Here is a 13,248-nt window from a genome sequence, read left to right as displayed (position 1 = left end):
CTGAATCCCACACTTTAAGAAGCTTTACACCTCTGCACTTGTCCTCAGCCACTTTTCAATAAACTATGCTTACCTGAAGGTTTTTGCCAGGAGGTGAGTGTTGAATATTATTGCAATCATGGGGGCGCACGGCGTTTACTACAAAGACGAGCCAATTAAAGAGCTGCATCAAGCACTGGAAATCCAAGGTTTCCGGCTCATTTACCCCACCAACAGCACCGACTTACTGAAACTCATCGAACATAATCCACGCATTTGCGGTGTCATTTTTGACTGGGACGAGTACAGCCTGGATTTATGTAGTGAAATTAATGGGCTGAATGAATATTTGCCGTTGTATGCGTTTATCAATACGCACTCTTCACTTGATGTTAGCGTCAGCGAGATGCGCATGGCGTTGTGGTTTTTCGAATATGCGCTCAGTGTTGCCGACGATATCGCTTTGCGTATCCGCCAGTACACCAATGAATATCTGGATAACATCACCCCACCGTTGACCAAAGCGTTGTTCAACTATGTTAAAGAAGGTAAATACACCTTCTGCACACCAGGCCACATGGCGGGTACGGCCTATCAGAAAAGCCCGGTAGGTTGCTTGTTCTACGATTTCTTTGGGGCGAATACTCTCAAGGCGGATGTCTCCATTTCGGTGACAGAGCTGGGATCGTTACTCGATCACACTGGTCCGCATCTGGAAGCCGAGGAATACATCGCCCGCACTTTCGGTGCTGAACAAAGTTACATGGTGACGAACGGCACATCGACGTCGAATAAAATCGTCGGCATGTACGCTGCACCGTCCGGCAGCACGGTACTCATTGACCGCAATTGCCACAAATCGCTGACTCATTTGTTAATGATGACGGATTTGGTACCCATCTGGCTCAAGCCGACACGTAATGCGTTAGGCATTTTAGGTGGCATCCCGAAGCGTGAATTTATGCGCGATAGCATCGAAGCCAAAGTCGCTGCCACCGAAAATGCGCAGTGGCCAGTACATGCGGTCATCACCAACTCAACTTACGATGGCTTGCTGTATAACACTGAGTTCATTAAGCAAACACTGGATGTCCCATCTATCCACTTTGACTCCGCCTGGGTGCCATACACCAACTTTCATCCGATTTATCAGGGGAAAAGTGGCATGAGCGGCGATCGTATCGTGGGAAAAGTCATTTACGAAACTCAATCCACACACAAATTACTGGCCGCGTTCTCACAAGCATCTCTGATTCATATCAAAGGGGATTACGATGAGGAAACCTTCAACGAAGCCTACATGATGCACACCACTACCTCGCCTAGTTATCCGTTGGTGGCGTCAATTGAAACGGCGGCGGCAATGTTGCGAGGGAACCCGGGTAAACGGTTGATCAACCGCTCGGTCGAACGTGCATTACATTTTCGTCGTGAAGTTCAGCGTTTACGTGAAGAGACTGAGGATTGGTTCTTCGACATCTGGCAACCGGAACATGTAGACGAAGCAGCTTGTTGGCCTATTTCACCAGGCGAAGAAGACTGGCACGGCTTCAAAGATGCTGATGCCAATCACATGTACCTCGACCCGATTAAAGTCACCATTCTGACGCCGGGAATGGATGAGCTTGGAACTATGGCAGAGCAGGGGATCCCTGCGGCATTGGTGGCGAAGTTCCTCGATGAGCGTGGTGTGGTTGTCGAAAAAACCGGGCCGTATAACCTGCTGTTCCTGTTCAGTATTGGCATAGACAAAACCAAAGCTTTAAGTTTGCTGCGTGGTTTGACGGAGTTTAAACGCTCTTATGACCTCAATCTGCGGGTGAAAAACATGCTGCCAGATTTGTATGCCGAAGACCCAGATTTTTACCGCAATATGCGTATCCAGGATCTGGCGCAAGGCATTCACAAACTGATTAAGCAACACAACCTTTCCGATCTGATGCTGCGGGCATTTGATGTGTTGCCGGAAATGAAAATGACACCGCATAAGGCTTATCAGCAGCAAGTGAAAGGCAACGTTGAGACGGTCGAAATTGAACAGTTACTGAACCGTGTCTCGGCGAACATGATCCTGCCGTATCCGCCGGGTGTACCGGTAGTGATGCCTGGTGAGATGATTACCCATGAAAGCCGTGCGGTACTCGATTTCTTGCTGATGCTGTGCTCGGTTGGAGAACACTATCCCGGCTTTGAAACTGATATTCACGGCGCTAAGCTGGGTGAAGATGGCATTTACCGTGTACGAGTCTTAAAAACGGTTTAGTGTCTTGATTTAGCAAGGCGTGATAGTTACCGTGCGGAAAAGACAAAGGAGCATTTATGCTGGGTTTAAAGCAAGTTCACCACATCGCTATCATTGCCTCTGACTACCCAACCAGTAAACATTTTTACTGTGATATTCTGGGTTTCACGCTGCAAGCTGAAGTCTATCGTGAGGCGCGGGATTCCTGGAAAGGTGATTTGGCGCTAAATGGGCAATATGTTATTGAGCTGTTCTCATTTCCTTTCCCACCTGCGCGCCCAAGCCGCCCGGAGGCCTGTGGGCTGCGCCATCTGGCATTTAGTGTTGATGACATCGACAGCGCAATTACCCATCTTGAGAAACATGGCGTGAAATGTGAACCGATTCGTATCGATCCTTTCACGGATAAACGTTTTACTTTCTTTAATGACCCTGATGGGCTGCCTCTGGAGCTTTATCAGCAGTAACACTTGCCTCATATGTCGTTGCCCAGTAACGTGCTGGGCAAATCCTTATTTAAACTACTGACTATGCAACTTCGTCCTCTAATCACATTATTGCAGCCGCACCAACAATTGCTGGTGGCGTTTAGTGGCGGGCTAGATTCCACGGTTTTGCTACATCAGTTGGTCACACTGCGTGACACCCTGGCTTCAAATTATAAAATTCGCGTAATGCACATCCATCACGGCTTAAGCCCTTTTGCCGATGAATGGGCGGAGCATTGCCGGAAAGTGTGCGCACAATGGAACGTATCATTTGAAGTCAGGCGTGTGCAGCTAGCAGATGATGGATTAGGAATTGAAGCCCACGCGCGAACCGCACGTTACCAGGCACTGAGGGATGCATTACGGCCTGAAGAGGTACTGCTCACAGCACAGCATCTTGACGACCAATGCGAAACGTTTTTGCTTGCCTTAAAGCGTGGAAGTGGCCCTGCGGGATTAGCCGCAATGCCTGATCGCCTGCCTTTTGGCGAGACTGAATTAATTCGTCCGTTGCTTGGGCAAACGCGTAAGCAGCTGGAAGCGTGGGCGGTTGAACACCAATTAACGTGGATAGAAGACGAAAGCAATCAAGACGACAGCTATGACCGTAATTTCCTACGGCTGCGAGTGCTTCCTGAAATTCAACAGCGCTGGCCCCATTTTCCGCAAAGCGTGGCACGCAGTGCTGAGTTGTGCGGTGAACAAGAACAACTCCTGGATGAATTGCTGGCCGAACAACTTGATGAACTCATTCAGCCTGATGGATCGTTATTAATTGCGCCTATGCTACCGCTGAGTGATATTCGTCGCGCCGCGCTGCTACGCCGTTGGCTTGCCCAGCAGAAAGCGGTGATGCCCTCCAGATCAGCGCTTGTGCGCTTATGGGATGAAGTGGCAACCAGCCGTGAGGATGCTAATCCGCGCCTGAAGTTTGGCAGCTATGAAGCCCGTCGTTTTCAGGGGGCATTGTACTGGTTGCCGATTAGCAACGGCCTGGGAGATGAAGTGGTTTGTTGGGCAGCACCTTTCGAGCCATTAACCTTGCCCGACGGTTTGGGTACAATTCAACGTGCGGTAATAGGGCAGGAGCTCCGCTCCCCTTTGGATAACGAACCGGTGACTGTGCGTTTTAAAGCCTCGGGACAGTTCCACATTGTCGGGCGCGAGCGTGGACGAAGCCTGAAAAAGATTTGGCAAGAGTTGGGGATACCGCCATGGCTGCGAGAAAGAACTCCGCTGTTATATTATGGCGAACAATTGATTGCCGCTCTGGGTGTGTTTGTGACCCAGGATGGAAAAGCGACGGAACAATCATGCTGGCGTGTCGACTGGCAAAAGGAAAATAAATAATGAAGATAATGGTTATTTTGGCCGGTGTACTGTTGTGTGCCCAGCCGGCTCTGGCAAAAGGTGATGCCGCAGCCGGTGAACAGAAAGCCATGATGTGTGTGGCGTGCCATGGTGTAACCGGGAAAGTCTCTGTGCCGATGTACCCTAATCTTGCGGGGCAAAACCAGGCGTATCTTGAGCACTCATTACACGCGTATAAAAAAGGCGAACGCAGTGGCGGGCAAGCTGAGGTGATGAAGGCTTACGTTAGTGGTTTGTCGGATGAAGATATGAGTAATCTGGCGGCTTACTACGCTTCAATGAAACCGTAGTAAAAAAACGGGCAGCCTCAGGCTGCCCGCGCATGCGGATACTTTGCGTATCAGGACTCGCTAACTACGACAGTCCCAATTTCAGGATGGCTGAAACTGGTTATTTTATCGAGACGAACTTCGCGAGTGGCACCGGCATCATCGACAATCAAATATTCGATGTTCTTACGAGATACCAGGTCACTGGCTTTCGCCTTGAAAACTTCTCCACTCTTTAACTCCAGCGTCAATAATAAGTGATGCTGGCAGGCGAGCTCGAGATTGTCATAATCATCACAATTGATGGGTTGATAGGCATCATTCATTGACATAATCGCTCACCAGTAAGTTCGCGGCAGCATACGCCGCCTGTTCCCTAATTGATTCTGGTTGTGCTTCGTTTGAAGCCACTTCGTTCAGCACCTTCAAGACGCAACCTAGTGCATCCGGAATGTAACCCAAATCTCCGCTGGCTATTTCCGCATAGCGCTTTCGTACTAATTCACAATACTTTTCCACACGCCCTCCTTTCAGAGTCCCGACCTCAGACTTAATCGTGGAATGCAAGTTAAGCCTACGAAGATAAACTCTGTTTAGCAAGGTGACTATACCACAGGCTTGAAACCGATATCAGCAGCGTAACTCTCTACATCTGTGAATACATAACAGCGTTTTAGCGGGGTTTTCGTTACAATGACTAACTAATTAGTGTGGAGAAGTATGATGGCGTTAAAAGCGACAATCTATAAAGCGATGGTGAATGTTGCCGATCTCGATCGAAATCAGTTCCTGGATAGCAACCTGACGCTTGCGCGCCATCCTTCGGAAACTCAAGAACGCATGATGCTGCGTTTATTGGCGTGGATTAAATATGCCAACGAGCGTCTGCAATTTACTCGTGGATTAAGTGCTGAAGACGAGCCGGAAATCTGGCTGCGCAACGATCATATGGGTATCGATCTGTGGATTGAACTCGGTCTGCCAGAAGAAAAACGCCTGAAAAAAGCGTGCAGCCAATCTGCTGAAGTGGCGCTGTTTACCTATAACAGCCGGGCTGCTGAGGTTTGGTGGCAGCAGCATCAAAACAAACTTAAGCAATATCAGAACCTGTCTATCTGGTATATCGATGATGAACAGTTGGCGAAACTGTGTGAGTTTGGCACGCGCTCAATGAACTTGCAGGCCACTATTCAGGATGGTGCTATTTGGCTATCCGATGCTGATAATAATCTCGAAATTCACTTTACGGCCTGGCAGCATCACTGATGATTGTCGTCTCCCGGGCGGTAGCTATACCGGACAACGAAGTCACTATTACGGCTATCCGCGCGCAAGGAGCGGGTGGTCAGCATGTGAATAAAACCTCAACCGCAATCCATCTGCGTTTTGACATCCGTGCATCCAGCCTGCCAGAGTATTATAAAGAGCGCTTGTTGGCGGTCAGCCATCACCTGATTACACCTGATGGTGTGGTGGTTATCAAGGCGCAGGAATATCGTAGCCAGGAAATGAATCGTGAAGCGGCGGTGGCAAGGCTTGTTTCCTTGATTCAGGAATTAACCGTTGAGCAGAAAAGCCGCCGGGCAACTCGACCAACGCGCGCGTCCAAAGAGCGCCGTCTAACATCGAAATCACAGAAAGCGACGACCAAGTCGCTACGTGGCAAAGTCCGTCGCCCTGAATGACGAACGGCGAATAAATTGACCAGCAGAAGGATGAGACGGTGAAGAAAATTCTATTGTCAGCCGTTGCTGCGTGCAGTTTGTTCACACTTTTTGGCTGTAATAACCGAGCCGAAGTTCAAACTTTGTAACCGGCTACAAGTTGTAGAGTTGCAACCGATGCAGCAAAGCTACCTTTCACTCTTTAGCCGATGAAAGAAGCTTTACCTGCGACACCTATGACAATGAAAGGCATGTATAAATACATGGCTGATGCGGCTATTTTCCAGGATTGTGCGACAGGGAAAGTTTTTAACGTTGCAAGCAATGCTGAACTTGAACGTGGCTATATGGCCGCGCGTGGTGGGGATTTCCAGCCCGTGTTGCTGGTGGTTGAAGCGCACTTTACCTTGCAGGCTTCACCTGATAGCGGTGAGTTGAGAAAAACAGTTGTTGCGGACCGGGGTGTTAAGTTCGGGCCAAAGAAAACCTGCCGCGACGAGTAAAACGAATAAAAAAAGCCCCGCTAACAAATTAGCGGGGCTTTTTATTGAGCCTTATTGTTCTTAGCGTTTAATCTGTGCCAGCAAGAAATCAATGATTTCGCTGGTCTTGATCATTTGCTTCTCGCCTTCACGACGGTTTTTGTATTCGACTTCTTCGCTATCAAGGTTACGATCGCCAATAACGACAGTGTGTGGAATACCAATGAGTTCCATATCAGCAAACATCACGCCTGGACGCTCTTTACGGTCATCCATCATTACATCGATGCCTTTGGCGCGCAGAGTTGAGTACAACTCTTCAGCCAACTCTTTCACGCGGAAAGATTTATGCATGTTCATTGGCAGGATAGCAACCTGGAATGGAGCAATCGCATCTGGCCACACAATGCCACGGTCGTCATAGTTCTGCTCAATAGCTGCAGCTACCACACGAGTGACACCGATACCGTAGCAACCCATAGTCAGAATCTGATTGCGACCATCTTCACCTTGAACAGACGCTTTCATCGCTTCAGAGTATTTAGTGCCGAGCTGGAAGATGTGACCCACTTCGATGCCGCGTTTAATCAGCAAAGTCCCTTTGCCATCTGGGCTTGGATCGCCTTCAACCACATTACGGATGTCGGCAACTTCTGGCAGCGCAACATCACGTTCCCAGTTAATACCCACGAAGTGTTTACCGTCGATGTTTGCACCGGCTGCGAAATCGCTCATCGCCGCAACAGAACGATCAATCACTACTGGGATTGCCAGGTTGATTGGGCCAAGTGAACCTGGGCCTGCTTTAGCAACCGCACGAATTTCTTCTTCGGTCGCGAAAGTCAGCGGGCTGGCAACTTGTGGCAGTTTTTCTGCCTTAACTTCATTCAGTTCGTGATCACCACGAACCAGCAGAGCAACCAGTGGATAAGCGCTACCTTCGGTTGCCTTAACCATCAGTGTCTTAACGGTCTTCTCAACTGGCAGGTTGAACTGCTCAACCAACTCGGCGATGGTTTTCGCATTCGGGGTATCAATCTGCGTCATTTCCACAGTCGGTGCCGCACGACCACCTGCTGGCGCAACCGCTTCAGCAAATTCGATGTTAGCTGCGTATTCAGACTCTGTTGAGAAGATAATGTCATCTTCGCCGCTCTGCGCCAGAACCTGGAATTCATGAGATGCGCTGCCGCCGATGGAGCCTGTATCTGCTTCTACTGCGCGGAAATCCAGACCCATACGGCTGAAGATTTTGCTGTAGGCCTGATACATTGCATCGTAAGTTTCCTGCAAGGATTCCTGAGAAGTATGGAAAGAGTAAGCATCTTTCATCAGGAATTCACGGGAACGCATAACGCCGAAACGTGGGCGCACTTCGTCACGGAACTTAGTCTGGATCTGGAAGAAGTTCAGCGGTAACTGTTTGTAAGAGCTCAGCTCGTTACGAATCAGGTCGGTGATGACTTCTTCATGGGTTGGACCCAAGACAAATGGGCGCTCACCGCGATCAACCAAACGCAGTAACTCTGGGCCGTATTGCTCCCAACGACCACTTTCTTGCCATAAGTCAGCGGGCTGAACCACAGGCATACTCACCTCGATAGCACCGGCGTTGTTCATCTCTTCACGCACGATGTTTTCGACTTTTTTCAGAACGCGCAAACCGGTCGGCAACCAGGTATATAAACCGGAAGCGAGTTTGCGGATCATCCCGGCACGCAGCATAAGTTGATGACTGATGACTTCGGCGTCGGCTGGTGTCTCCTTCAATGTGGAGAGCAGATATTGGCTTGTACGCATGTTGTTACGGTTCCATTTGAACGGCAGATAACCGGCTACTATAAAGTAGCCTGATGCAAAATAAGTGCTTTAGTTTACCAGTGTGGCAGAGATGTCAAAAGAGAAGGCTGATAAATTAACGAGCTTCGAGAGCAAACACTTCTGAACCCTGTTCGGTTACACGCCAGCGAACGTTAAAATCCAGCAATAAAACAGCATAAGTTTTACCAACATCCTCACCTTTACGATAAGCAGGACGAGGGTCCTGAGCCAGTACCTGGCTGATAAAACGTTCAATGTGCGGATACTGCTTTTCAAGCTGTAATAGTTGTTGTTGCACTTCGGCCGTAAAATACACGGGCATATCGGCTACGGGAGCGTTTTGCGCGTAACCAGCAAGAGCTTGTGGAACAGCTTCGGCAAACGGCAGGTAGGGTTTGATATCAACAATGGGTGTGGCGTCGACCAAATCGAGGCTACCAAGCTGCAAAATGACCTGATCTTTTTGGCAGCGAATACCTTTTAGCTCAACCAACGACATACCAATGGGATTGGGTCGGAATGTTGAGCGAGTAGCGAAAACCCCCATCCGTGCATTGCCACCCAGACGAGGTGGGCGCACCGTGGGCCGCCAGCCGCCGTCCATCGTTTGATGGAATACAAATAGCAGCCATAGATGACTAAATCCTTCGAGACCACGAACTGCATCGGCCACGTTATACGGTGGCAAAAAATGCAACTCACCACCGCCATCGGCCACTAAACCGGGTTGGCGGGGAACGGCAAACTTCTCTTTATAAGGAGAGCGAATTACGCCGATTTGCTCGAAACTATAAGCTGTCATTTTGCGGAAACATTCAATGCCGAACCGACACAAACGGCCTGACGGTAGCAACCTGGTGTGCCGCTGGTAATATCACAGCTATGCAATAACACCGCGTTTGCTTTCATTTTTGATGCGTTTACTTGTAAGCGTTTGCGGGCAGTTGGGATATTCGGTGGAGAATCCTGATTGCTCACCTGACATGATTCGCCGCTTACCTCACCGAGATCGCGGAAAGGCTTACCGACTAACTCTTCAGCATTGGTATAGATTTTTACTGGCGCAGGGCGCACTGCTTTTGGTTTAGCGGGTTCCGGTTTCGGCGGTGTTGCGGTGCTTTGGATGGGTTCAACAGGGGATCTGCTTAGCATAGTACAGCCGCTCAGCATGACTGCGAATAAACAGATCGGTAAAGCACGCATAATTTTTCCTCAATGAATGATAAAACGCGATTATTGAACCAAGCTATTGCACAAATAACAAGACGGGCTTTCGCCCGTCTTAGATTATTTACGCAAAAATAAAAGAATGGAAACTTACCAACCTTTTACTGCGCCGCCGTTGAAGACTTTGTTTGCTGCTTCATAAACTTCGGCAGACTGGTATGCCTGAACGAATTTTTTCACATTTTCTGCGTCTTTGTTATCTTCGCGGGAAACGATCAGGTTCACGTATGGAGACTCTTTATCTTCAACGAAGATACCGTCTTTCGCAGGTGTCAGACCAATCTGGCTTGCGTAAGTGGTGTTGATAATTGCCAGAGCAATCTGAGCATCGTCCAGGGAACGTGGCAACTGTGGAGCTTCCAGTTCAACCAGTTTCAGATTTTTTGGGTTTTCAGTCACATCCAGAACGGTTGGCAGCAGACCCACGCCATCTTTCAATTTAATCAGACCTTGTTTTTGCAGCAACAGCAATGAACGACCAAGGTTAGTTGGGTCGTTTGGCAGGGCTATCTGTGCGCCAACCTGCAGTTCATCCACAGATTTGATTTTTTTGGAGTAGCCAGCAATTGGGTAAACGAAAGTATTACCTGCAGATACCAGTTTGTAGCCACGATCTTTGATCTGCTGATCCAGGTAAGGTTTATGCTGGAAGGCGTTAGCATCGATATCGCCTTTGCTCAGCGCTTCGTTAGGCAGAACATAGTCGTTAAAGGTAACCAGCTCAACATTCAGGCCGTATTTCTCTTTTGCGACTTTCTGCGCAACTTCGGCAACTTGCTGCTCAGCACCAACAATGACACCCACTTTAATATGGTTTGGATCTTTCTCGTCCTGACCACAACCCACGAGTGCCAGAGTACCAATCAGAGCACCAACTGCTGCAAAGGTTTTAAATTTAAAAGACATATCCCTTCCTTACTATGTGTAAAAAACGATGATGTGGAACGTATTATTTGTGAGTCACTGCCCGGACGATACGATCGCCAGACAGTTGAATTAAATACACTAATACTACCAATAACACTAATACCGTATTCATCACGGTAGCGTTATACCCGATATAACCATATTGATAACCAATCTGGCCTAAGCCACCGGCACCAACGGCACCGCCCATCGCGGAATACCCTACGAGAGTAATCAGCGTAATGGTTGCCGCATTCACCAGACCGGATAGCGCTTCTGGCAGCAGAACTTTGCGGATGATCTGCATCGGAGTCGCGCCCATTGCACGCGATGCTTCAATTAGACCTGATGGAATTTCCAGCAAGGCATTTTCTACCATACGTGCGATGAACGGCGCGGCACCGACGGTTAAAGGAACGATAGCCGCTTGCAGGCCAATCGACGTACCGACAATCGCACGGGTAAATGGAATCATCCATACCAGTAATATAATGAATGGAATCGAGCGGAAGATATTGACTAATGCCGACAGGCTATTATACAGCTTGCCGTTCGCACTGATTTGCCCCGGACGCGTAATATAGAGGAGGACGCCAACAGGCAAGCCGAGTACGAAGCCAAAGAAGCCAGACACAAAAGTCATTGCCAGCGTTTCATACACTCCTTTAAGGAGTAACCACATCATTGGCTCAGACATAACCCAGCACCTCTACTTTTACATGTTGCTGCTGCAGGTATGCGATGGCAGCGTCCATATCCTGATGTTCCCCATGCAATTCGCACAGCATAATCCCGAACTTTACTCCACCTGCGTAATCCATTTGCGCACTGATAATATTGCTATTTACATTAAAACGGCGGGCGGTTTCGGAAAGTAAGGGTGCATCAACCGAGCGACCAGTAAATTCCAGACGCAGCAACGGAACGGTATCTCCGCTCTTCTGTGTGCTTAAACGCTTTGCGTAGTCTTCAGGAATATCCAGATGCAAGGTGGATTGAATAAACTGTTGAGCAAGTGGTGTCTTAGGATGGGAGAACACTTCGCTTACAGTATCTTGCTCTATTAATTCGCCATCACTGATCACCGCGACGCAATCACAGATGCGTTTTACGACATCCATTTCATGGGTAATTAATAGAATAGTCAGACCAAGGCGACGGTTGATATCTTTCAACAGTTCGAGAATCGAGCGTGTCGTTGCCGGGTCAAGTGCACTGGTGGCTTCATCGCACAACAATACTTTAGGGTTGCTTGCCAACGCACGAGCAATCGCAACACGCTGCTTTTGCCCTCCGGACAGGTTGGCCGGGTATGCATCATGCTTTTCGCTCAGTCCGACCAAATCGAGTAATTCTGAAACGCGGCGCTTAATTTCTTCGCGGGGCGTGTTGTCCAGCTCTAACGGTAATGCGACGTTGCCATACACGGTACGGGAAGAGAGCAAATTAAAATGCTGGAAAATCATGCCAATTTGACGACGCGCTTTAGTGAGTTGGCCTTCAGATAGTGTCGTCAATTCCTGGCCACCGACCAGAACAGAACCTTGTGTTGGGCGCTCAAGCAGGTTCACGCAACGGATCAGAGTACTTTTCCCTGCACCTGATGCGCCAATCACGCCATAAATTTGCCCGGCAGGAACATGCAAACTGACGTTATTCAACGCCTGTATGCTGCGGTTACCTTGCTGGAACACTTTGGTGATATTCGAAAGTTTAATCATTAGGTTATTTATTATCGTATGAGTGTAAGCCGTGGCATATTCTGCTGCCGATAACGGGCGATGACCGCCATCGATATGGATGTTAAGGCATCCAGACGTCTAAATCAATCGGCGAATGATTGTCTGTTCTCGCCCAAATAGTAATTCATGCGATACTACACCAAATCCCCAGTATCAGGAGTTTCCAAGTGGCACAGTCTGTTCCCGCTATTTTTCTCGATCGTGATGGTACCATTAATGTTGATCATGGTTATGTCCATGAAGTTGACCAGTTCGAGTTCATTGATGGTGTGATTGACGCAATGCGTGAGCTAAAAGCAATGGGTTATGCGTTAGTTATCGTCACCAACCAGTCTGGTATCGCCCGTGGCATGTTTACTGAAGCTGATTTTGAAAACCTGACTGAGTGGATGGACTGGTCTTTAGCTGACCGTGGTGTTGACCTGGATGGTATCTATTATTGCCCACATCATCCCGAGGCAATAGTAGAAGAGTTTCGCCAAACCTGCGATTGCCGCAAACCACAATCAGGTATGCTGCTCTCTGCACAAGAGTTTCTAAATATAGATATGGCCTCTTCTTATATGGTGGGAGACAAATTAGAGGACATGCAGGCGGCGTCAACTGCACAAGTAGGGACAAAAGTATTGGTGCGCAGCGGTAAACCGGTCACTGAACAAAGCGAAGCAGCGGCAGATTTTGTCATTAATAGCCTCGCAGAGCTGCCAAAAGCGATAAAAGCGCGTCAAAAATAGACGTAGCGCTCAAAAATCGAGCGCTCAGTCATTATTTTGAAATTAGGGGTTGTCAGTTTCCAGAAAATCCCTATACTGCGCCTCCACTGACACGGCACAACGGCTTACAAACCGGCCCGTCAGCCAGATGAAAAGCGAAAATAAACGCTTGACTCTGAAAGAGGAAAGCGTAATATACGCCACCTCGAGTTAGCAAGCGAAAGCGGCCAACTCACTGCTCTTTAACAATTTATCAGACAATCTGTGTGGGCACTCGCAGGATTGATATCTCAGATACCTTCGGGTATCAAAAAAATATCAAGTCTTGAAGAGTGACCAAGCAG

Annotated in this window: 15 protein-coding genes and 1 pseudogene; 8 read left to right on the top strand and 8 right to left on the bottom strand. The window is 48.6% G+C overall.

The features are described from left to right. Positions 1-100: 100 nt before the first annotated feature. The 4 genes from VJY99_RS12510 (at position 101) to VJY99_RS12495 (ending at position 4,370) form a co-directional block, all read left to right on the top strand. Complete coding sequence (locus VJY99_RS12510; protein ID WP_324118923.1) at positions 101-2,242, top strand: lysine decarboxylase LdcC; 2,142 nt, start codon at positions 101-103, stop codon at positions 2,240-2,242. Between the two features lie 56 nt (positions 2,243-2,298). Continuing rightward, the gene (locus VJY99_RS12505; protein WP_324118882.1) at positions 2,299-2,688 is read left to right on the top strand and encodes a VOC family protein; all 390 of its coding nucleotides are present in this window, start codon (positions 2,299-2,301) and stop codon (positions 2,686-2,688) included. A 63-nt stretch (positions 2,689-2,751) separates the two neighbouring features. Beyond that, entirely contained in the window at positions 2,752-4,059 is a 1,308-nt protein-coding gene (gene tilS, locus VJY99_RS12500) for a tRNA lysidine(34) synthetase TilS (RefSeq protein ID WP_324118922.1), read from the top strand. Then, complete coding sequence (locus VJY99_RS12495; RefSeq protein ID WP_414641593.1) at positions 4,059-4,370, top strand: c-type cytochrome; 312 nt, start codon at positions 4,059-4,061, stop codon at positions 4,368-4,370. The genes tilS and VJY99_RS12495 overlap by 1 nt, the downstream gene beginning before the upstream one ends. A gap of 50 nt (positions 4,371-4,420) precedes the next feature. On the opposite strand, the gene rof is transcribed toward VJY99_RS12495, so the two are convergent. Further along, positions 4,421-4,681, bottom strand: coding sequence for a Rho-binding antiterminator (gene rof, locus VJY99_RS12490; protein WP_121815684.1), 261 nt, complete (start codon positions 4,679-4,681; stop codon positions 4,421-4,423). Then, complete coding sequence (locus VJY99_RS12485; protein ID WP_064540227.1) at positions 4,668-4,868, bottom strand: YaeP family protein; 201 nt, start codon at positions 4,866-4,868, stop codon at positions 4,668-4,670. The genes rof and VJY99_RS12485 overlap by 14 nt, the downstream gene beginning before the upstream one ends. A 204-nt stretch (positions 4,869-5,072) precedes the next feature. Here VJY99_RS12485 and VJY99_RS12480 point away from each other — a divergent pair, with 204 nt between their 5' ends. The 3 genes and pseudogenes from VJY99_RS12480 to VJY99_RS12470 form a co-directional block, all read left to right on the top strand. Further along, the gene (locus VJY99_RS12480) at positions 5,073-5,615 is read left to right on the top strand and encodes a YaeQ family protein (RefSeq protein ID WP_324118918.1); all 543 of its coding nucleotides are present in this window, start codon (positions 5,073-5,075) and stop codon (positions 5,613-5,615) included. Continuing rightward, entirely contained in the window at positions 5,615-6,034 is a 420-nt protein-coding gene (arfB, locus tag VJY99_RS12475; protein ID WP_324118878.1) for an alternative ribosome rescue aminoacyl-tRNA hydrolase ArfB, read from the top strand. Before VJY99_RS12480 ends, arfB begins: the two co-directional genes overlap by 1 nt. Positions 6,035-6,219: 185 nt before the next feature. Then, a pseudogene (locus tag VJY99_RS12470) lies at positions 6,220-6,516 on the top strand (copper homeostasis/adhesion lipoprotein NlpE); the annotation flags it as partial. A gap of 60 nt (positions 6,517-6,576) precedes the next feature. Here VJY99_RS12470 and proS read toward each other — a convergent pair. The 6 genes from proS to metN form a co-directional block, all read right to left on the bottom strand. Then, entirely contained in the window at positions 6,577-8,295 is a 1,719-nt protein-coding gene (gene proS / locus VJY99_RS12465; RefSeq protein ID WP_324118876.1) for a proline--tRNA ligase, read from the bottom strand. Positions 8,296-8,410: 115 nt separating this feature from the next. Further along, complete coding sequence (gene tsaA / locus VJY99_RS12460; protein WP_324118874.1) at positions 8,411-9,118, bottom strand: tRNA (N6-threonylcarbamoyladenosine(37)-N6)-methyltransferase TrmO; 708 nt, start codon at positions 9,116-9,118, stop codon at positions 8,411-8,413. Next, positions 9,115-9,519 carry an Rcs stress response system protein RcsF gene (rcsF, locus tag VJY99_RS12455; protein ID WP_324118873.1) on the bottom strand — a complete coding sequence of 135 codons (405 nt, stop codon included), beginning with the start codon at positions 9,517-9,519 and terminating at the stop codon, positions 9,115-9,117. Before rcsF ends, tsaA begins: the two co-directional genes overlap by 4 nt. A 114-nt stretch (positions 9,520-9,633) precedes the next feature. Further along, positions 9,634-10,449, bottom strand: a complete 816-nt coding sequence (locus VJY99_RS12450; protein WP_324118871.1) for a MetQ/NlpA family lipoprotein — start codon at positions 10,447-10,449, stop codon at positions 9,634-9,636. 43 nt (positions 10,450-10,492) lie between these two features. Continuing rightward, positions 10,493-11,146 carry a methionine ABC transporter permease MetI gene (locus VJY99_RS12445; RefSeq protein WP_324118869.1) on the bottom strand — a complete coding sequence of 218 codons (654 nt, stop codon included), beginning with the start codon at positions 11,144-11,146 and terminating at the stop codon, positions 10,493-10,495. Beyond that, entirely contained in the window at positions 11,139-12,170 is a 1,032-nt protein-coding gene (gene metN, locus VJY99_RS12440; protein WP_324118867.1) for a methionine ABC transporter ATP-binding protein MetN, read from the bottom strand. Before metN ends, VJY99_RS12445 begins: the two co-directional genes overlap by 8 nt. Positions 12,171-12,358: 188 nt before the next feature. Here metN and gmhB point away from each other — a divergent pair, with 188 nt between their 5' ends. Next, positions 12,359-12,925 (top strand): D-glycero-beta-D-manno-heptose 1,7-bisphosphate 7-phosphatase, encoded by a 567-nt coding sequence (gene gmhB, locus VJY99_RS12435; protein WP_324118865.1) that lies wholly within the window; start codon positions 12,359-12,361, stop codon positions 12,923-12,925. Positions 12,926-13,248 lie beyond the last annotated feature (323 nt).

The organism is Buttiauxella sp., from assembly GCF_035271705.1.
In the GTDB taxonomy this organism is placed as follows: domain Bacteria; phylum Pseudomonadota; class Gammaproteobacteria; order Enterobacterales; family Enterobacteriaceae; genus Buttiauxella.
This window is presented reverse-complemented; position numbering and strand designations above follow the sequence as displayed.

Bases quoted from the DNA above. Each gene is read 5' to 3' on its own strand.
- VJY99_RS12505 (WP_324118882.1), top strand. From the start codon at position 2,299: ATGCTGGGTTTAAAGCAAGTTCACCACATCGCTATCATTGCCTCTGAC.
- tilS (WP_324118922.1), top strand. From the start codon at position 2,752: ATGCAACTTCGTCCTCTAATCACATTATTGCAGCCGCACCAACAATTG.
- VJY99_RS12495 (WP_414641593.1), top strand. From the start codon at position 4,059: ATGAAGATAATGGTTATTTTGGCCGGTGTACTGTTGTGTGCCCAGCCG.
- rof (WP_121815684.1), bottom strand. From the start codon at position 4,681: ATGTCAATGAATGATGCCTATCAACCCATCAATTGTGATGATTATGAC.
- VJY99_RS12480 (WP_324118918.1), top strand. From the start codon at position 5,073: ATGGCGTTAAAAGCGACAATCTATAAAGCGATGGTGAATGTTGCCGAT.
- arfB (WP_324118878.1), top strand. From the start codon at position 5,615: ATGATTGTCGTCTCCCGGGCGGTAGCTATACCGGACAACGAAGTCACT.
- proS (WP_324118876.1), bottom strand. From the start codon at position 8,295: ATGCGTACAAGCCAATATCTGCTCTCCACATTGAAGGAGACACCAGCC.
- tsaA (WP_324118874.1), bottom strand. From the start codon at position 9,118: ATGACAGCTTATAGTTTCGAGCAAATCGGCGTAATTCGCTCTCCTTAT.
- rcsF (WP_324118873.1), bottom strand. From the start codon at position 9,519: ATGCGTGCTTTACCGATCTGTTTATTCGCAGTCATGCTGAGCGGCTGT.
- VJY99_RS12450 (WP_324118871.1), bottom strand. From the start codon at position 10,449: ATGTCTTTTAAATTTAAAACCTTTGCAGCAGTTGGTGCTCTGATTGGT.
- VJY99_RS12445 (WP_324118869.1), bottom strand. From the start codon at position 11,146: ATGTCTGAGCCAATGATGTGGTTACTCCTTAAAGGAGTGTATGAAACG.
- metN (WP_324118867.1), bottom strand. From the start codon at position 12,170: ATGATTAAACTTTCGAATATCACCAAAGTGTTCCAGCAAGGTAACCGC.